The sequence below is a fragment of the Collinsella aerofaciens genome, from assembly GCF_039062315.1.
In the GTDB taxonomy this organism is placed as follows: domain Bacteria; phylum Actinomycetota; class Coriobacteriia; order Coriobacteriales; family Coriobacteriaceae; genus Collinsella; species Collinsella aerofaciens_BG.
This window is the reverse complement of the sequence record NZ_JBCJBG010000011.1, coordinates 1-18390: the sequence shown is the minus strand read 5'-3', so window position 1 is coordinate 18390 and position 18390 is coordinate 1. Positions and strand designations below refer to the sequence as shown.

Annotated in this window: 13 protein-coding genes; 7 read left to right on the top strand and 6 right to left on the bottom strand. The window is 63.4% G+C overall.

Features of this window, described 5'->3' with window-relative positions; genetic code table 11:
• Positions 1 to 10: 10 nt before the first annotated feature.
• The 5 genes from ABCP74_RS06625 to ABCP74_RS06605 form a co-directional block, all read right to left on the bottom strand.
• Complete coding sequence (locus tag ABCP74_RS06625; protein ID WP_217107477.1) at positions 11 to 1810, bottom strand: Stp1/IreP family PP2C-type Ser/Thr phosphatase; 1800 nt, start codon at positions 1808 to 1810, stop codon at positions 11 to 13.
• A complete protein-coding gene (locus tag ABCP74_RS06620; protein ID WP_006235180.1) occupies positions 1807 to 2223 on the bottom strand; it encodes an FHA domain-containing protein in 417 nt (138 codons plus the stop codon). Before ABCP74_RS06620 ends, ABCP74_RS06625 begins: the two co-directional genes overlap by 4 nt.
• 6 nt (positions 2224 to 2229) lie before the next feature.
• On the bottom strand, positions 2230 to 3243 hold the full coding sequence (locus tag ABCP74_RS06615) for an FhaA domain-containing protein (RefSeq protein WP_035136732.1): 1014 nt from the start codon (positions 3241 to 3243) through the stop codon (positions 2230 to 2232).
• On the bottom strand, positions 3240 to 5093 hold the full coding sequence (locus ABCP74_RS06610) for a serine/threonine-protein kinase (RefSeq protein WP_217107478.1): 1854 nt from the start codon (positions 5091 to 5093) through the stop codon (positions 3240 to 3242). Before ABCP74_RS06610 ends, ABCP74_RS06615 begins: the two co-directional genes overlap by 4 nt.
• A gap of 144 nt (positions 5094 to 5237) precedes the next feature.
• A complete protein-coding gene (locus ABCP74_RS06605; protein ID WP_217107479.1) occupies positions 5238 to 5954 on the bottom strand; it encodes a hypothetical protein in 717 nt (238 codons plus the stop codon).
• Positions 5955 to 6069: 115 nt separating this feature from the next.
• Between ABCP74_RS06605 and dnaX the strand changes: the two genes are divergently transcribed.
• On the top strand, positions 6070 to 8547 hold the full coding sequence (gene dnaX / locus ABCP74_RS06600) for a DNA polymerase III subunit gamma/tau (protein WP_217107480.1): 2478 nt from the start codon (positions 6070 to 6072) through the stop codon (positions 8545 to 8547).
• A gap of 21 nt (positions 8548 to 8568) precedes the next feature.
• Here the strand turns inward: dnaX and ABCP74_RS06595 are convergent, their stop codons facing one another.
• Positions 8569 to 9042 (bottom strand): hypothetical protein, encoded by a 474-nt coding sequence (locus tag ABCP74_RS06595; RefSeq protein ID WP_161178034.1) that lies wholly within the window; start codon positions 9040 to 9042, stop codon positions 8569 to 8571.
• A 340-nt stretch (positions 9043 to 9382) separates the two neighbouring features.
• Between ABCP74_RS06595 and ABCP74_RS06590 the strand changes: the two genes are divergently transcribed.
• The 6 genes from ABCP74_RS06590 (at position 9383) to nifJ (ending at position 18236) form a co-directional block, all read left to right on the top strand.
• A complete protein-coding gene (locus tag ABCP74_RS06590) occupies positions 9383 to 9703 on the top strand; it encodes a YbaB/EbfC family nucleoid-associated protein (protein WP_006235174.1) in 321 nt (106 codons plus the stop codon).
• A gap of 13 nt (positions 9704 to 9716) precedes the next feature.
• A complete protein-coding gene (gene recR / locus ABCP74_RS06585; protein ID WP_006235173.1) occupies positions 9717 to 10313 on the top strand; it encodes a recombination mediator RecR in 597 nt (198 codons plus the stop codon).
• 245 nt (positions 10314 to 10558) lie between these two features.
• Positions 10559 to 11464: a hypothetical protein gene (locus ABCP74_RS06580; protein WP_217107481.1), complete on the top strand. Its 906-nt coding sequence runs from the start codon at positions 10559 to 10561 to the stop codon at positions 11462 to 11464.
• Positions 11461 to 13305 carry a serine/threonine protein kinase gene (locus ABCP74_RS06575; RefSeq protein WP_217107482.1) on the top strand — a complete coding sequence of 615 codons (1845 nt, stop codon included), beginning with the start codon at positions 11461 to 11463 and terminating at the stop codon, positions 13303 to 13305. The genes ABCP74_RS06580 and ABCP74_RS06575 overlap by 4 nt, the downstream gene beginning before the upstream one ends.
• Before the next feature lie 3 nt (positions 13306 to 13308).
• Positions 13309 to 14247 (top strand): FHA domain-containing protein, encoded by a 939-nt coding sequence (locus ABCP74_RS06570; protein WP_217107483.1) that lies wholly within the window; start codon positions 13309 to 13311, stop codon positions 14245 to 14247.
• Positions 14248 to 14696: 449 nt separating this feature from the next.
• Entirely contained in the window at positions 14697 to 18236 is a 3540-nt protein-coding gene (gene nifJ / locus ABCP74_RS06565) for a pyruvate:ferredoxin (flavodoxin) oxidoreductase (RefSeq protein WP_117646394.1), read from the top strand.
• Positions 18237 to 18390: the final 154 nt, after the last annotated feature.

Below are 18390 nucleotides of genomic sequence, written 5' to 3'. Positions count from 1 at the left end.
CACTCCCTTTCTAATTCTTATCGGAGGCTTCGGCCTCGGCGGACTGTTCGGCGGTTTTCTCGGAATCTGATTTGGAGGTCGATCCCTGATTGGTGTTGTCGCGAATCGTTTGCGCGTCGATCACCTGGCGGGTCTGCTCCTCGTCGATCTGGTGGCGGTACTTGGATATCGTGTCCTGCGCATCGTCGACACTTGTTTGCGGAATGCCCGCCTTGAGGCGGTTTTGCGTGTCTTCGGGCAGGTCGGACAGCTTGATGCTGGTTTCGCTTTCGAGCCAGTGGAGCTTGAGTCCGAGTGGCTTGCCGGGCAGGCCGCGCCAGACGGCGACATTGCCCTGGTAGGTACCCAGGTAGTACGAGCCGGTGACACCCGTGTAGGCCCAGATGCCAGCTGCCAGCACAAAGACGAGGGCCAGGATGGCGGCGATAGTAACGTTGCGGCGACGCACGCGTTGCGCCTCGCGCATGACGCCATCGTCAACCAGGTCAACGACTACTACGGTCACGTTGTCGTGGCCGCCGGCGGCAAGCGCCGCGTCCACTAGGTTGTCGACGCAGATTTGCGCGGTTGAGGACTGCGTGGCGATGTTCTCGATATCGCTATCGGGAATCATGCTCGAAAGGCCGTCGGAGCACAGGATCAGGCGGTCGCCTTCCTCGATATGCAGAGTGAAGTGGTCGGCATACATGGCGGGGTCCGAGCCCAGTGCGCGGGTGATGACCGAACGGTTGGGGTGGACGCGAGCCTCGTCTGCCGTGATCTCGCCGGCGTCCACGAGCTCCTCCACGTAGGAGTGGTCGCGGGTCACGCGGATGAGCGTGCCCTCGTGGAGCAGGTAGGCGCGCGAGTCGCCCACGTGGGCGATGGCGAGCGTATCGTTTTCGATATAGGCGCAGGTGGCTGTGCAGCCCATGCCGGGCTTGCCCAGGCCGTTCAGGGCCGCCTCGATTACGGCGGCGTTGGCTGCCTCGACGGCTGCGGCCAGGCGTGCTGCGTCGGCGGACTGTGGGGCCGTCTTGGCTATAGTCTCGACAGCGATAGAAGAGGCTACCTCGCCGGCGGCGTGACCACCCATGCCGTCGCATACGCAAAAGAGCGGCGACTGCACCAGGTAGGAATCCTCATTGTGCGGGCGCACACAGCCAACGTCGGAGCGGGCGCCCCACATGAGTTGCGTGGTGGTACCGGCATCATAGGTCGAGTCGGTCTCGATGCGCTCCTCGGTCAGGGGCTCAAAGCTCATGGTCGAGCCGGGGTCTTTGAGCTTGGCCTCAACGGCAGCAACGTCGATCTCGGCGGTGTCACCGGGAGAGACGGTGTCGGTCTCGGCGTTTGATTCGGAATTGTCGGTGTCCGGGGAGTCGGGCTCCTCGGACACGCGGGCGGTCGACTCGTCGTCTTGCGGGCTGACGTCTATAGGCTCGGGCGCCGGCGTAGACGCGGGCGCAACCTCGGATGCCGGGGCTATGGGAAACGCCGGCGCGGCGGGCTCGGGTGCCGCAAACACCGCAGCGCTCTCGTTGATTGCCGCGGCGACGGGCTCTGCAAAGTGAGCCGGCGCCGGGGTTGCTTCGGGCGCTGTGGGCTGTTCCGCAGCATGTGCGCCGATGGGCACCGCTACGGCATCCGCTTCGTCCTCGTTATCGGCGAGATCCGAAATATCATGCGTTACATGCGAAAGAGGCAGGGAGAACACGGTGTCCTCGGGCTCCACGGGTGCGGAGCCTGCCGGAGCGGCGTGGGCCGGCGCAGCTGTGGTGGCGGCCGGTGCCTCGGTCATAGTTGCGGACTTGTTCTCCTCGTCGATCATCGACGGTTCACCTTCATGACCACGTCGCCAATCTGGACTTCGTCGCCCTCGCGCAGCGTTGCGGGCTCCACGAGCTGGCGGCCGTTGACGAGCGTGCCGTTAAGCGAGTTGAGGTCCTCGATGATGAGTGCCGGGCCCTGCAGCGAAAAGCGCGCATGCGAGGCCGAGACGAACGGTTCGTTGATGCAGATGTCCGAAGATGGCGAGCGACCGACGATGACGGGGCCGAGCATGTCTACGTGGATGCCGCGGATACCGCGCGGACCCTTGTCCACATCGATCGTCCAGATAGCCGAGTCGCGGCGCTGCCCGCGCACAAGTCCCACGCCGGTCTTCATGACGGCGAACAAGAAGATATAGAGCAGGGCGACCAGGACGATGCGGCCTGCAAAAAGGACGATATCGATGTTCATAAGCGACTATCCCCTAAATTCAAAGGTACTCAGGCCAAACGTCAGCAGATCGCCGTTGCGCAGCGGGCAGCGCGTAATGCGGCGGTTGTTGACGAGCGTGCCGTTGGTGGAATTGAGGTCCTCGATCGACCAATCCGAGCCCGTAAAGGTGAGCTGGGCGTGGCGGCGCGACACGTTGGGGTCGCGCAGGGCAATGTCGGAAACTGAGCGCTCGCGACCGATGGTCACCTGTGCGGAGGTGATGCTATGGCTCTCGCCGCTCACGACGTCGACGAGCTGGGCGAGCGGGCGCTGCGGGGCGCGAGTGCTCGCCATGTTGGAGGCGATGCCGGCTGCGGCGCCTAGGCCCACGGCGGCACCGGTCGCGGCGGCTCCGCCCATGCCGGCAAGCGCGTCGCGCGAGACGGTCTGCGGCACCGGGATGGGTGCGGCGGCGGGGTCGGGGACGCTAGGCGCGAAGGGGTCTGCCACGGCAAGCGGGTCGGGAGCGGCGGCGCGAGGCGTCGGCTGCTGCTGGGGCATGGCGGCGGGGCGCTGCTGCTGCGGGGCGGCAAACTGCTGCTGGCCGGCGCGCGGGGCGCTGGCGGCACGGCTTGCCGCGGAGTTGTTCTGGCCCAGGCCGTTCTGATAGGCGCGCTCTTCTTCGTACAGGCGGCCGAGCGTGGGGGCATCGACGTTCTCGGCAAAGACCGAGAACTTGCCGGCGCGCAGCTGCGGATCGATCATAAAGCGCACGAGGGGCTCGCCGACAAAGACATAGCGGCGCTTTTCGGCCTGCGCCTTCACGAACTCGCGGACCTCGCGCGAAAGCTCGGGGTAGAACGGGGCGAGCATGGGATCGTCGTCGGCGGCGATAAGGATGGTATAGAGTGCCGGCGCCGTGTTGACGCCGTTAATCACCAGAGTCTGATCCTCCATGTCGCGAGCGGCCTGCTTGGCAAGCTTCTTAAAGGAGAACGGGGCACGGGTGGCACCGAAGATGCCGGCCACGTGGTCCTCGAAGATGTTCAGGAAGTTCACGAAAGATCACTCTCCGTATAGGTTCTTTGGTATCCGAGCAAATATAGGCATATCCCAACGATTATAGAGGATAGGATTCCCGCAACCGCCGCCTTGGCGATGACCGCGGCTGCAAGGCTGGCAATTTCCATATGGTGTGCAAGACAGGACGCCGCTGCGCAGCCGATGCCGGTGACAGCGATGGCGGCGATTGCGGCAAGGTTTGAGCCCTGATTGGCACGCTTGGCATGGACATTGAGCAGCGCAGATGACGCCGCGGCAGTTGCCGCGACCAGCACAAAGGCAGCCCAAAGGAGCGGGTCTCCCAGCGCTGCGGCAACGTTACCGAGCCCCAGCACGCCTTCGGCTGAAAGCGCGACCGTGGCCAGACGGGCAAAAAGCGCGCCCATGCCCGTTGCCGCGGCGGCGCTTGCCGGGCCGAGCCAAAATGACGCGACGCCGGCGGCGACCCCAGCTGCCAGGAAGGTATTGCCGGTCAGACAGCCAAGCGCGAGTGCACAGGTGAGCGTGGCGCTCGCGGCAGTCTCGGTGCGACCCCAGGCGATCCACCAACCGGACATGGCAGCGGCAAAGATCACCGCGACGGGCAGCATCGACAGGATGCCCTGTGCCTGCATGGTGGCGTTGGCCATGAGCACCAAAAAGCCCACAGCCGAGATGGCCGAGCCAATCTGGGGGGCCAGGCCAGCCGCCGCTCCGATCGCGATGGCCGCAATGACCAGGCCGGGAAGCGTCGCGACCCCGGCCGTTTGCATCAGCAAAAAGCTAAAGGTGCCGCACGTTAGCGCCGAGATAGTGCGCATGGTGTAGTCGCGCGCATGGCTCCAGCGCGTGCCCGCCCAGCCGAGTGCGGGGTCGACCTCAATGGCGTCGTCCTCGTAGTGCGACGGCTCGATATCGTCGAGCTCCTGCTCGTCATCCGAAAGTTCGCCAACCATTTGCTCCAGGCTGCGACGGCCCTCGCGCACGCTGCCCAGACCGGCAAGGAGCTGGTCGCAAAATGCCTCGATGCTGTTGGGGCGGTCCTGCGGCATGGGGGAGAGCGCGCTCATGAGCGCGGCCTCGGCTCCCGGGGGAAAGTGTGGTATCAGCTCGCCGGGATAGGTGGCGCCGCCGATGATGCGGTCGAGCGAGTCGGCGGGCGTGGCCGCCATAAAGGGAGCGCTGCCGCACAGGCCCTCGTAGATCACACAGGCGAGGGCAAAGATATCGGCGCGCTCATCGACCGTGCCGGTCTCGATATCGAGCTGCTCGGGCGGCATGTAGCCGATGGTGCCGCCGCGCGAGCCGCCAAAGCCACCGGCGGACGACAGTCGCGCCATGCCAAAGTCGGTGAGCTTTACATTGCCCGAGTGGTCGATGAGCACGTTGGCGGGCTTAATGTCCAGGTGGAGCACGCCATTACTATGGGCGAAGGTGAGCGCCTGGCCCAGGGCATCGGCAATGGCCGCGGCCTCGTCAAAGGTAAGTGAGTGGCCGTCCACGCGATGCAAAAATTCGGCCAGCGACATGCCATCGACATATTCCATAACCAGGTAGGCATAGGCTGTGTCGTGCGTAAAGTCGATGACCTGCACGATATTGGGATGTTGAAGCATGGCGGCGGTGTGCGCCTCGCGCAGGACATCCATGATGTCGCTGGCGGGCATGCCGGCACCGTTGATAAGGGGGATGCGCTTAATGGCGACGCGGCGGCGCAGGTGCGTGTCGCGGCAGATCTCGATGGAGCCAAAACCGCCGGTCGTAAGTGTCTCGAGCGGCTGGTACCGCTTGAGCAGCTCGCGAGAGCTGGTGCCCTCCAAAGGAACGTCCGGCGAGAACCGGGCGGTATGTTGCGAGAAAAGCGGCATGGCCAACCCTCGTGCGTTTAAAGTTCGTTTGCGAGCGGCGGGCGCGGGGCCGAGCCATTCGCGGTGGCATAGATGCTGCTAGTGTAGCACGCTCGGGCGGATGGCGAGGATAACGGGATGCGAGGCTGCCTGTCTGTCTTGGCCTTAGCGCTTATTCTTGTTCTTCTTCTGCTTGCGCTGCTTGCCCTTGGTCTCCTGGGGCTTGTCGCCCTGCTTGGCCTCGGCGGCGGCCTTTTCAGCCTTCATCTTCTTGCGCTTGGTCTCGATGCGGAGTTTTTTGTTGATGCGCGCCTTAAGGAAGGTGCCAAACTGCTCGGCATCGCCGCGAATAAAGGTTTCCTTAGGGATCGTCACGCCCTGGTCGGCGAACATGGCCACAAAGATGCGCTCGCCGTCGAGCACGTGGTCGAGCTTCTCAAACGGGAAAAACTGCGACTTGCCGCTCTTGCCCCAAACCATCAGGCCGTCCTCGTTGGCGGCGACGCGGCGATAGCGGCCACCCATGGACTCGTCGGCCTCGACGGAATCGATAAAGTCGCGGGCGAGGGTGTGGTGCAGGTTTTTGCTCCACCAGGCCAAAAAGGCGCCGAACACGATCAACACGACGCCAAACTTGATCCAGTTGCCGCCGGCCACCAGCATGCCGATGCCGATGAGCGCGGCAATTGCCGCGGCGACATACAGCGAGCCGCGACGCCTGGGCGAGGCGACCAGGCGGGCGAAGTCGGTGACCAGGTCGTTTTCGTACTGGTACTCGTTGAGGTACAGGATGCCGTCATCGGCTGCGGCCTGCTCCTCGAGCGCGACCTCGACCTGGTCGGCTGCTTCGGAGGGAACGAGGTTGCTCTCTGCGTCTGCCATGCTCTTTGGACTCCTATCGCGGCGGGCTCGCCGTACGGGTTATTATGAATGCAGTATGCCGTGCGACCGCATGGCCGTCGCGGCAACAAGACTCAGTATACCCGGGGGAGCACCCATGGAATCGTTGTACCGAAAGTATCGCCCGCTCACCTTCGAATCCGTGGTGGGCCAGCAGCATATCGTCTCGACGCTCGAGCACGCCATCACCGAGGGACGCCTGTCCCACGCGTACCTGTTCTGCGGACCGCGCGGCACGGGCAAGACCACCATGGCGCGCATTCTGGCCAAGGCGCTGCTGTGCCGTAATGCCGAGGCAGCGCGCGCCGAGGGTGCAAGCGGCTGCATGCCCGACGGTACTTGCGAGGAGTGCGAGCTCATTGCCGAGGGCAACCACCCGGATGTCTACGAGCTCGATGCCGCCTCCCGCACGGGCGTGGACAATGTGCGCGAGGAAATCATCAACTCCGTCAACTTTGCCCCGGTGCGCGGCAAGTACAAGATTTATATCATCGACGAGGTCCACATGCTCACAACGGCGGCGTTTAACGCGCTGCTCAAGACGCTCGAGGAGCCGCCGGCACACGTGATCTTTGTGTTGTGCACCACCGACCCGCAAAAGATTCTGGAGACCATTCTCTCACGCTGCCAGCGCTTCGATTTCCACCGCATCGGCAACGAGGATATCGAGCATCGCCTGTCTTACGTGTGCGAGCAGGAGGGCTTCGATTACGACGACGAGGCACTCGCCATTGTGGCGCGCCATGCCAAGGGCGGTATGCGCGACGCGCTTTCCACGCTGGAGCAGCTGAGCGTCTTTGGCAACGGTTCTGTGCATGCGGACGACGCCCGCTCGCTTTTGGGCGAGGTTTCGGACCAGATCCTGGGCGAGTTTTCCCGCGCCATTGCCGATCGCGATGTTGCCGAGCTCTATGGACTGATCCGTGCGCAGGTCGAGGAGGGCAATGACCTGCTGGAGCTGACGCGCGACCTGGTGGCGCATGTGCGCGACGTGTACGTTGCCTGCGTTGCCGGTGCCCGTGCCGAGCTGTTTGAGGGCGGCTCCGAGCAGGCCGAGGCGCTTGCTGCCGAGGCCGCTGCCTTTGGCGAGCATCCTGCCGACCGCCTGGCCCGCGTGCTGACGGTGCTCGACGATGCCGCACTGGAGATGAGGGGCGCGAGCGACGTGCGCCTGGTGCTCGAGATTGCCTGCACGCGTCTGGCGCGTCCCGAGGCCGATTTAACGATTGAGGCATTGGCCGAGCGCGTGGCACGCCTGGAGGCCATGATTGCCAACGGCGCCGTGCCGGCGAGCGTGGCTGCTGCTCAGGCCGCCGCGCCTGCAGCATCCGTACCCGCTGCTGCCCAACAGCCGACGCTCATTTCGGGCGCTCGTGCTGCCGCTCCGGCGGCATCCGCTGCCCCCGCTGCTACGTCCGCGCGCCAGGGCGGTATGCCTTGGGACCGCGGCGCTGCTGTTCCGGCTGCCCAGCCTGCGACCAAGTCCGCGGCTCCTGCGCCGGCGCCCAGACCTGTAACGCCTGCACCTCAGCCCGTTGCGGCTCCGGCTTCCGCGCCTGCTGCATCGACCGTGTCGGTGTCCAAGCCCAACAACGCCGCCCAGGTTGCCACCGCCGGTGCTGCCGAGACCCCCGCGGTTGAGGACGCCGGCGAGCTCCAGCGCAAATGGGCCGAGGTCGTCGAGCGCGTCAAGGCTCGTCAGGCCTCCTACGCAGGGCTTTTGCTCAACGCCCGCGCCACGGCCGACGACGGCTCCAAGCTCACGGTCTCGTTCCCCGCGGGTTCGACTTTTGCCATCAAGATGCTCGGTCGCGCCGATACGCAGTCGGTGGTCCTGCCGACGGTCTGCGCGGTCTTCGGTCGTCGTACCGTCGACTATGTCCTGGATGGGGGTGGCACGCCGGCTCCTCAACATGAGGAGCATTCTCCATCTGCACGGGCTGCGGTATCTGCGGACCCGCAACCCGTGTCCTCGGTGCCCCCTGCATCCTCGAGCGCCAGCGCGACGCAGCCAAAAGCGGCGCCGGTAGCGGCACCGACCCCGTCGGCGCCTGAACCCGCTGCGCCCAAACCGGCTGCTCCGATCCCCGCGCCCAAGTCCGCTGCCGCGCCTGCGCCCAAGTCATCCGACCTGGCCAAGGCCCCTTGGCTGCGCTCCGACAACCCTGCCGGTGCTCCTGCCACGGGCAAGCTCCCGACCGAGCCCGCGCCCCGAGCGCCCGAGCGCGCGTCCGTCCCCATGGCTCAGCCGCCTGCGCAGGCTGCGCCATGGGAATCCGAGCAGGTGCCCTACGACGATGCTATGGTCGGTGGTTTTGCTGCCGATGCCGGCGGGGACAATCTGCCCCCGTTCGACGTGCCGGGTGCGGCGTCCGCGACCAAGGCCGCTGCTGTGGCACCCGCAGCCTCTGCAAACGACGACGTCCCCGCCGCTCCCTGGGAATCCAATCCCGGTGCTGGCAGCCCCTTCGGCCATCAGGGCGCAGCCCCGAGCATCCCGCAGACCGAGGACGAGGCCAAGGCCCTCATCCGCAGCGTCTTCGGTCAGTCCACCATCTTCAAGCCGGTGGAGTAACCGTGCGGGCGGGTATGCTGCTCAAGAAGAGATCTCTTTGCCCGGGCGCATCTGTATTTCGGACATGTGCAACGTGGTGCCGCGTATGTCGCATTTGAGCAGACAGGTGCGTGACGGTCGGCCTAGGATGCTGAGGTCGATACGATACGTCGCATGGCTGTCCGTGTACTCGACTTGCTCGGCGTTAATGGTTGCTCCGATTGCCAAATAAACGCCTAGCTCGGCATCGACAATCTTGAAGTCCTTTATCTTGACCTTGAACTCTTGATAGAGGGACGGGCTGTTGTAGTAGACGGTTCGGGTTCCGTCGGTGCACTCATCGGTCGTCTCCCATTTGACGACGGGCTGGTCCGAGCTGGCTATCAGCAGTTCTGCTCCAAAAGCTATGGCATGGGTGATGACAACCAGCAATGCCCAGCCGACAAAGAGATAGAGAACCACATATGCAACGGGGTGTTTTGAGCGGATGTTTTGGAGCGCGTTGGGGGCATTCATGGGGCACCTCCAAATTACTATCTATGGCAATCAAATTATACCTCGCCGTCATGAGCGCCGCCTCGAGTAGTGGCTCGGCATTTAGCCATTTAGTGGTACGCATTAAATGTCGGATTCCGGCTCTACAAGATTTAGCTTTAAATATTATGCAGATGCGAATTATTCAACTTTGCATAATCTATGGGTGCGGCTTGCGCTCCAGGACATGTATATCGACTGAGGTAACACGTCCGCCCCGCTCGCTGGCCTCGCGCCGTGGTACGATTTTTGAGTTTGAAAGTCCCGCCGTGCTCCGGCTGCCCTTGCAGCTCGGCGTGCGGCCGCACGTAAAGGAGCCATCATGGCCGGTATGAACATGCAGCAGATGATGAAGCAGGCTCGCAAGATGCAGGAGCAGCTTGCCGCCGCGCAGGAGAACCTCAAGTCCCAGACCGTCGACGCCTCTGCCGGCGGCGGCATGGTCAAGGTGACCGTTAACGGCGAGATGGAGCTCGTCAACCTCACCATCGATCCCGATGCGCTCGATCCCGAGGACGTCGATATGCTGCAGGATATGATCATGGCTGCCGTCAACGAGGCCGTCCGCGGCGTCAACGAGCTCGCCAACAAGCAGATGGGCGCCATCACCGGCGGCCTCAACATCCCGGGCATGCCGTTCTAAGACACGCATATATATGAGTGCCAACCACAGTCTGCAAAAACTGCTCGATGAGCTGGGCCGTCTGCCGGGCATTGGTCCCAAGTCGGCCCAGCGCATCGCCTATTACCTGTTGGAGGCCGACGCCGAGGAGGCGCGCCGCCTGGCCGAGGCCATCCTGGAGGTCAAGCAGGAGGTCCACTTTTGCAGCCGCTGCTTTAACTACGCCACGGCCGACGAGTGCTCCATCTGCCAGGACCCGATGCGCGATACCACTCGCATTTGCGTGGTGGGCGAGCCGCGCGATGTCCAGGCGATCGAGCGCACGGGCAGCTACCACGGCCTCTACCACGTATTGGGCGGCGTGATCAGTCCCATGGACAAGATTGGCCCCGAGCAGCTGCACATTCGAGAGCTGCTGGCACGCTTGGGCCACGAGGACATCCACGAGGTCATCATCGCCACCAACCCCAATATTGAGGGCGAGACCACGGCGAGCTATCTGGCCCGTACCATCAAGCCGTTGGGCGTCGAGGTGTCGCGTCTGGCAAGCGGCCTTCCCGTGGGCGGCGACTTGGAGTATGCCGACGAGCTTACGCTTGGCCGCGCCATCGAGGCCCGCCGCGCGATTTAGGTGGCGAGCCTGCTCCTGCCGTATGTTTTCCTCGCGACGCACGGGGTAGTCATAATTTCCCCGTGCGACTGTGAGTTTGTTGTGCAACAAAGATGCTTCGTATCCGCTTATCGCATGGACGCTTCCGCTCGCATCCTTAATTTGTCCATTCGTTGCGCAACCTTTTTGGTTCGCTGATACACTCAAATATGGATTCGAATGAATGCGCCGCTCCCGAGCGGCGTGTTTTTGTTGGAGGAGAACGCATGCGGCCCGGTGGCACTCAGACAAAGCGCGGCGCCGCGGTGCGCATACGACGCCGACTGGGCTTGGCGCCGCGGGCGTACGCACTGCTATCGTGCTCGCTGGTGCTGGTCATAGCTGGCGTTTCTGCCTATGGCATGACCGTGCCGTCCATGATGCAGGCGCATGCCGCACGCGAACCGCGCGTGGGGCATGAGGTCAAAAGCGATCTGGGCACCACGACTGGATATGCTTGGGCAAGTGTGGTCGGGCATATTGTGTTTGGCACCGACGATGCGGACGGCGCCGAGGCCCCGGACAACGAAGTCACGCTTGCCAATGGCAAAACCATCGTGCTCACCAACACCAAGATCATCGATCGATTGTCCAACAATAGCGTGGCGGCAACGGTGAATAAGGTCGAGCAGCAAAAGGAGCAGGACGCCCAGCAGTCCGGAAAGCCCGGTAGCTCGGATACTTCTGGCTCCGGCTCGGATTCATCGAGTTCGGGCGGCGGCTCTGGGTCGGGTTCCTCTACCGGAGGGCCTGGAAACGGCGGCTCGACGGGCGGCAACACTGACAACGATGCAAACTCCGGCGGCCTTTCCGCTGCTGAGGAAGAGAGCATTCACAGTTGGCTTGTGACCAAGTACAACATGCTCGACGGCTATGTTTCTCGTGCCAATGATGTGGTCTCGACCTATAACTCTACGGGAGATCCTAGGCCGTGCGACAGCCTGGTCGGGGAGATGTTTGTCATTCGAGCCGAGTTCGGTCGTCAGACATTCTCGCCCCGGTCAAAGTGGTATCAGCAGTATGCCAATCTGTGGGGCTGTTACACCAACCTATGTCAATGGGTCGGCCATTACGGCGATGATGACGTCGCGCTCGGTAACTTCAACAATAACGTGGCGGCGCTTGCCCTATGATGACCGATCTTGCATCCACCACACCACAATCGCTCGGTCGCGATCCGATGGTCGGCCTGCGCCTGGCGCGTGTCGACGGGTTTGAGCCGGCCATTGCGCTCGGTCAGGACGAACTGCCTGCCTATCTGCGTCGTTTTACGATGTTGTTTGCCGACGATGCCACCATGCGCCGTGGCGGTATCGGCCGCGTGACGCGTGCCGTCAACGCCCAAGGCGAGGCCGTGGCGCTCAAGCAGCTCATCTTGCCGGCGCGCGATGAGTTTGACGACGATGCCGCTCACGAGGCGCTGGTCGCCAAGTTCAAGGCGGCGTTTCGCGAGGAATACGAATGCCATCGCGCCCTTTCGGGCCTTAAGGGCTTTCCCTGCCTCTATGGCTGGGGCGAGGTCGACGGTGTGCCTGCAATTGTCATGGAATGGGTCGAGGGCGAGACGCTTGCCCGCTTGCGTTCGCGACTCGCCGTGGACGATGCCGGACGCCTGTCGCCGCTTGTGGCGGCGCGTCTGGGTCGCGACCTGTTCGATCTGCTCTGCCGTATGAGCCTGGTGGGCGAGGGCTTTGTCCATCGCGATATCTCGCCCGCTAATATTATGGTGCGTACGGCGCGCCTGCCGCTTGACCGGCAGCTTGCCGAGGGCACCTTTGACCTGTGCCTGATCGACTTTGGCTCGTCGCTGGCGCTCGAGCCTGCGTCGGCCGTGGCCGGTACCGGCGGCAAGGCGTCGTTTACGGAGCGTTATGCCACGCTGCGTCGCGCGACGGTTGCCTATGCCCCGCCCGAGATGCTCACCGACGATATTCCCGACCTGCGCGCTTTGCGTATGTCGCCGGCGATCGACGTCTATGCCGCGGCAAGCACGGTTTACGAGCTCATTGCCGGCGTCGCGCCATACGAAGCCGCGCCGGGCACTTCGGGCACCTCGTGTTCGCGCAAAAAGACGCGCGACATCGCCAGCCCCTATCGTCTCAAGATGGACACGCGCCCCGACTATCCCATTGGTGTCCATGCGCCCGGTTGTGATTTGACTCAGCTGCTTCGTCGTGAGCCCGATGTGGCGCTCGCCGCGGCCGAGCAGGCCCAGCAGCTGGGGCTTGAGCCGGATTCCGAAGAGCTACGCGATGCACTGGCGTTTGTCGATGCCCAGCTGTTCGACGTGGTGATGGCCTGTCTGTCCAGCCATCAAAAAGATCGTCCCGAGCCGGCGGCGGTCGAGGCGGCGCTCTCGGCGTTTTGTGACCACTATACGCAAAATGTCGGTCGTTCGCTCCGCGGCGAGCCGCTCACGCCGTGCCCCATGGATGCGTCCGGCCGCGCGGTTCGTCGCGCGCTGATGGTCGGCGCGACGGTCGTCTGTGGCGTGGTTTGGGCTGTGGTCGTGGTTTCGGCCACGCTGCTGGCGTCGGGCGCTCGCGTGACGGCGACTTTGGGATCGCTCGTGTGGTCTGGGTCGCTACCGGGTATTATTGCCGCACTGGCGTTGGCGCTGCCAGGCATAGCCGGCGTTGCCGCGGGGGCACTTGCACGTGATCGGCGCTCGGGCTTCCTGCAGGGTGTGCTTGCGCTTTCTGCCTGCGAGGTTCCGGTGTTGGTTGTGGCTGCATGTAGCGTATTTTCCCAACGCGCCGTGATGGGCGGCCTTGTTGCCGCTCTGGTTGCAACCTATACGCTTACGTGGTTTTTGCTTGCGATGGGCTTTGCCTTTGAACTTCCCGTTTCGGCACCGCGACGCACAAAAGCCCAGATGGCGACTCCGCTTGCCGGTGGAGCCGCAGCTGCCCGTACTTTTGGCGGACCTGTCGAAGTATCGTCCGATTCTATTTCTACGACCAAGGAGGCCTAGGTCATGGCATCTCAAGTTGAGCTCACCCCATGCGGGGCCATGTTTGACATCTTTAAGCGCGCGGCGCATCTGAGCCATATCGAGCTGTGCGGCTTGGTGCTTTCGTCCCGTCCGCTCGCCGACGGCCGCAGCCCGCAGAGCCGAGCCGCCGATCGCTCTTGGGTTTCCCGCTTTATCGTTCGCGCGCCGGTCGGCACGCTTCAGCAGCGCTACTTTGCCGAATACGGTACCTCGGCTGCGCGTATTATGTCGCAACTGGCCCTGCGCCAGCGCAATCCCATGGACTCCACGGCTGTGATCAATATGGTGTGCGGTCCTGCAGGTGAACCGATGGTACACGCGCTCGAAGAATGCCACCAGGACACGAATCTCTATCGCAACGCGCTCGATCGCCTGTCCCAGGCGGCGGAACTCATGCCCGCCGAGCGCGCCGAGGCCGTGCTGGTGCTGTTTGTCGCCGTCGGTTGTTCGGCGGATGTGCGGTCCTCGGTGAACTATGCCATCGACTACGCACACGCGACCTGTGGCGGAGGCACATCCACGCCGCGTTCGCTTGGCATGTCGCTGACTGCGGGCGAACGCGAACCCGCCCCGGCGCACCCCTTGGGCTTGCTGCGCGTGCAAAACAGTTTTGTCGTGAGCGCCCCGCGCTGGATTCAGCCGAGTGAGCAGGGTGTTGAGATTGGCGCGCTGGCCACTGGTGAGGGCGATATTACCGACGTCGGCGACGATGTCTCGGCCCGCCATGCCCATATCTGGTGCGATGCTCAAAATATCTGGCACGTCGAGGACTTGTCGTCCACCAACGGAACCGTGGTGGTAAACGGGGCCACGCGCGTCTGCATTCAGGTCGAGCCCGGCCGTTCCGCCCAACTCAATCCCGGCGACGAGCTCAAGCTCGGCGAATCCACTACCTATGCCATTCTCTTCGGTGCCCTCTAGCCGGCAGTTAGGGACGTTCCTTTTCTGCCGGCACTTGGGGACACTCCTTGGCGCGCCAGGGCCGGCCGCTTGGGACGAGAGGCCATTTTGGCCCTTGGCGGTCACCCGAGGTAAACCTTTACCGCCCGCCTATATTTGCAGAAATTACACTTGAAGGCGGGGTACAATAAACCCGCATGCGGATTTCCGTTGCGGGCGCTTCCCATCGCCGGGGCGTGCCCGGGAGCATCCGGCATGCGGCCTTTGCGGCGCTCGGTCATGTGCAAGACGGGCGGTCGGGTCTGTGGGGCGCACCAGCTGTCCCTCGCCTCGGCATGTCTTCTCTCCACGCCACGTACCTGCTGCTGAGCCTGCCTGCCAGATGATTGGAAGCAACAGCGTAAATCCCATCACGCCAACATCCCGGCGATCGCCGGGGCCTGTATACCTATATGAGAGGAGAGGGGTATATGGCGCGTAAGTTTAAGTCTATGGACGGCAACGAGGCGGCCGCATATGTTTCGTATGCGTACACCGAGGTAGCGGGAATCTATCCCATTACGCCGTCCAGCCCGATGGCCGACCATGTCGACCAGTGGGCGGCCCAGGGTCGCAAGAACATCTTCGGCACCCCGGTCAAGGTCGTCGAGATGGAGTCCGAGGCAGGTGCAGCCGGTACCGTTCACGGTTCGCTGGGCGCCGGTGCTCTGACCACCACCTACACGGCTTCTCAGGGTCTGCTCCTGATGATCCCGAACATGTACAAGATCGCGGGCGAGCAGCTCCCGGGCGTCTTCCACGTCTCCGCGCGTTGCGTCGCTTCCCACGCCCTGAACATTTTTGGCGATCACTCCGACGTCATGGCCTGTCGTCAGACCGGCTTCGCCATGCTCGCCGAGGGCAACGTCCAGGAGGTCATGGACCTCTCGCCGGTGGCTCACCTTGCCGCCATCGAGGGTAAGACCCCGTTCCTTAACTTCTTCGACGGCTTCCGCACCAGCCACGAGATCCAGAAGGTCGCCATGTGGGACTACAAGGATCTGGCCGAGATGTGCGACATGGACGCCGTCCAGGCTTTCCGCGACCACGCGCTCAACCCTGAGCACCCGCACACCCGCGGCAGCCACGAGAACGGCGATATCTTCTTCCAGAACCGTGAGGCCTGCAACAAGGTCTACGACGAGCTTCCCGCCGTCGTCGAGGGCTACATGAAGAAGATCAACGAGAAGCTCGGCACCGATTACGGCCTGTTCAACTACTACGGCGCTCCCGATGCCGATCGCGTCGTCGTGTGCATGGGCTCCTTCTGCGACGTGCTCGAGGAAGTCATCGACTACCTCAACGCTCACGGCGAGAAGGTCGGCCTGGTCAAGGTTCGCCTGTTCCGTCCGTTCTCCATCAAGCACTTCGTCGACGTTCTCCCCGAGACCGTCCAGAAGATCGCCGTCATGGACCGTACCAAGGAGCCGGGTTCCATCGGCGAGCCGCTCTACCAGGACGTCGTCTCCGCTCTCTACGAGGCCGGCAAGACGGGCATCAAGGTCGTCGGCGGCCGTTATGGCCTGGGCAGCAAGGACACGCCTCCCGCGTCCGCGTTCGCTGTCTTCGAGGAGCTCAAAAAGGACGAGCCCAAGCGCGAGTTCACCATCGGCATTGTCGATGACGTGACCAACCTGAGCCTGCCCGAGGCCGAGGATGCGCCCAACACCGCAGCCCCCGGCACCATCGAGTGCAAGTTCTGGGGTCTGGGTGGCGACGGTACCGTCGGTGCCAACAAGAACTCGATCAAGATCATCGGCGACCACACCGACAAGTACGTCCAGGCCTACTTCCAGTACGACTCCAAGAAGACCGGCGGCGTCACCGTCTCGCACCTGCGCTTTGGTGATTCCCCGATCCGTTCGCCGTACTACGTGACCAAGGCCGACTTTGTCGCCTGCCATAACCCCAGCTACATCGTTAAGGGCTTCAAGATGGTCCGCGACGTCAAGCCGGGCGGCACCTTCCTGGTCAACTGCCAGTGGAGCGACGAGGAGTTCGCCGAGCACATGCCCGCCGTGGCCAAGCGCTACATCGCGAACAACAACGTCAACGTCTACCTGATCGACGCTATCGACCTGGCCGCTAAGGTCGGCATGGGCAAGCGCACCAACACGGTGCTCCAGTCCGCCTTCTTCGCGCTGGCCAAGGTCCTGCCCGCCGAGGACGCCCTGCAGTACATGAAGGACGCGGCTACCAAGTCCTACATGAAGAAGGGCCAGGCTATCGTCGACGCCAACCACAAGGCCATCGATGCCGGCGCTACCGCTTTCCGTAAGTTCGAGGTTCCGGCCGACTGGGCTACCGCCGAGGATGCCGCTCCCGTCGAGCTCTCCGAGGAGACCAAGTCCGCTATCGCCCAGCAGGTCAAGAACCTGCTCGAGCCCATCGATCGCATGGACGGCGACAGCCTGCCTGTTTCCGCCTTCGTCGATTGCGCCGACGGCCAGTTTGAGCTGGGCGCCTCCGCATACGAGAAGCGCGGCGTCGCCGTGGTCGTTCCCCACTGGGACGAGACCAAGTGCATCCAGTGCAACCAGTGCGCCTACGTGTGCCCGCATGCCACCATCCGTCCGTTCGCGATGACCGAGGACGAGGCTGCCGCCGCGCCCGAGGCTACCCGCACGCTCGACGCCATGGGCCCCAAGGCAAAGGGCATGAAGTTCACCATGGCCGTGTCCCCGCTCGACTGCATGGGCTGCACCAACTGCGTCAAGGTCTGCCCCAAGGGCGCCCTCGAGATGGTTCCCACCGAGCAGGAGATGGACCAGCAGCCCGTTTGGGACTACATGGTCGAGAACGTCTCCGAGAAGAAGGAGCTCATCGCGGCCAACGTCAAGGGCAGCCAGTTTAAGCAGCCCTACCTGGAGTTCTCCGGCTCCTGCGCCGGCTGCGCCGAGACCGCCTATGCACGTCTGGTGACCCAGGTCGCCGGCGACCGCATGTTCATTTCCAACGCCACCGGCTGCTCCTCCATTTGGGGCAACCCCGCTGCCACCGCTCCTTACTGCAAGGACAAGGACGGTCACGGCCCGGCGTGGAACAACTCCCTGTTCGAGGACAATGCCGAGCACGGTCTGGGCATGGCCGTTGGCTATGAGGCCGTTCAGCACAAGCTGATCGCCGCTACGCAGGACATCATCGCTGCCGATGGTCCGTCCGACGAGCTCAAGGCCGCCGGCCAGGCTTGGATCGACTCCGTCAACGACGCCGAGGCCTCCAAGACCGCTGCCGCTGCCTACGTTGCCGAGCTCGAGAAGTGCGGCTGCGACGCTTCCAAGGCGATTCTCGCCGATAAGGCTTACCTCACCAAGAAGTCCTTCTGGATCTTCGGCGGCGACGGTTGGGCCTACGACATCGGCTTCGGTGGCCTGGACCACGTCCTGGCTTCCGGCCATAACGTTAACGTCTTCGTCTTCGACACCGAGGTCTACTCCAACACCGGCGGTCAGGCCTCCAAGGCCTCGAACCTGGGCCAGGTCGCTCAGTTCGCTGCTGCCGGTAAGGTGACCAAGAAGAAGTCCCTGGCCGAGATCGCCATGAGCTACGGCTACGTCTACGTGGCGCAGGTCGCCATGGGCGCCAACCCGGCTCAGACCCTCAAGGCCATTCACGAGGCCGAGGCCTACGACGGCCCGTCCCTCATCATCGGCTACAGCCCCTGCGAGATGCACTCCATCAAGAAGGGCGGCATGCAGAACTGCCAGGCCGAGATGAAGAAGGCTGTCGAGTGCGGTTACTGGAACCTCTTCCGCTTCAACCCCGAGGCTGCTGCCGGCAAGAAGTTCTCGCTCGATTCCAAGGAGCCCGCGGGCGGTTATCAGGAGTTCCTGATGAACGAGGCCCGTTACGCTTCGCTGACGCGTTCCTTCCCCGAGCGCGCCGAGGAGCTCTTCAAGGAGAACGAGCAGGCCGCTATGGACCGCTACGCTCACCTGCTGAAGCTCAAGACGGTGTACAACGAGGCCTAGGTCTCTCACCGCAGGATCTGAGGGCTGACCTTCGCGGACGTCTTCGGACATGAAAGAACCCCCGCTGCGCACTACGTTGAACTGCCTCCCATTTCTTGGACATGAGAAATGGGAGGCTTTTTATGCGTGTCGACTTGAGGGTGAAGCACGACAT

Bases quoted from the DNA above. Each gene is read 5' to 3' on its own strand.
- ABCP74_RS06625 (WP_217107477.1), bottom strand. From the start codon at position 1,810: ATGATCGACGAGGAGAACAAGTCCGCAACTATGACCGAGGCACCGGCC.
- ABCP74_RS06620 (WP_006235180.1), bottom strand. From the start codon at position 2,223: ATGAACATCGATATCGTCCTTTTTGCAGGCCGCATCGTCCTGGTCGCC.
- ABCP74_RS06610 (WP_217107478.1), bottom strand. From the start codon at position 5,093: ATGCCGCTTTTCTCGCAACATACCGCCCGGTTCTCGCCGGACGTTCCT.
- ABCP74_RS06605 (WP_217107479.1), bottom strand. From the start codon at position 5,954: ATGGCAGACGCAGAGAGCAACCTCGTTCCCTCCGAAGCAGCCGACCAG.
- dnaX (WP_217107480.1), top strand. From the start codon at position 6,070: ATGGAATCGTTGTACCGAAAGTATCGCCCGCTCACCTTCGAATCCGTG.
- ABCP74_RS06595 (WP_161178034.1), bottom strand. From the start codon at position 9,042: ATGAATGCCCCCAACGCGCTCCAAAACATCCGCTCAAAACACCCCGTT.
- ABCP74_RS06590 (WP_006235174.1), top strand. From the start codon at position 9,383: ATGGCCGGTATGAACATGCAGCAGATGATGAAGCAGGCTCGCAAGATG.
- recR (WP_006235173.1), top strand. From the start codon at position 9,717: ATGAGTGCCAACCACAGTCTGCAAAAACTGCTCGATGAGCTGGGCCGT.
- ABCP74_RS06580 (WP_217107481.1), top strand. From the start codon at position 10,559: ATGCGGCCCGGTGGCACTCAGACAAAGCGCGGCGCCGCGGTGCGCATA.
- ABCP74_RS06575 (WP_217107482.1), top strand. From the start codon at position 11,461: ATGATGACCGATCTTGCATCCACCACACCACAATCGCTCGGTCGCGAT.
- ABCP74_RS06570 (WP_217107483.1), top strand. From the start codon at position 13,309: ATGGCATCTCAAGTTGAGCTCACCCCATGCGGGGCCATGTTTGACATC.
- nifJ (WP_117646394.1), top strand. From the start codon at position 14,697: ATGGCGCGTAAGTTTAAGTCTATGGACGGCAACGAGGCGGCCGCATAT.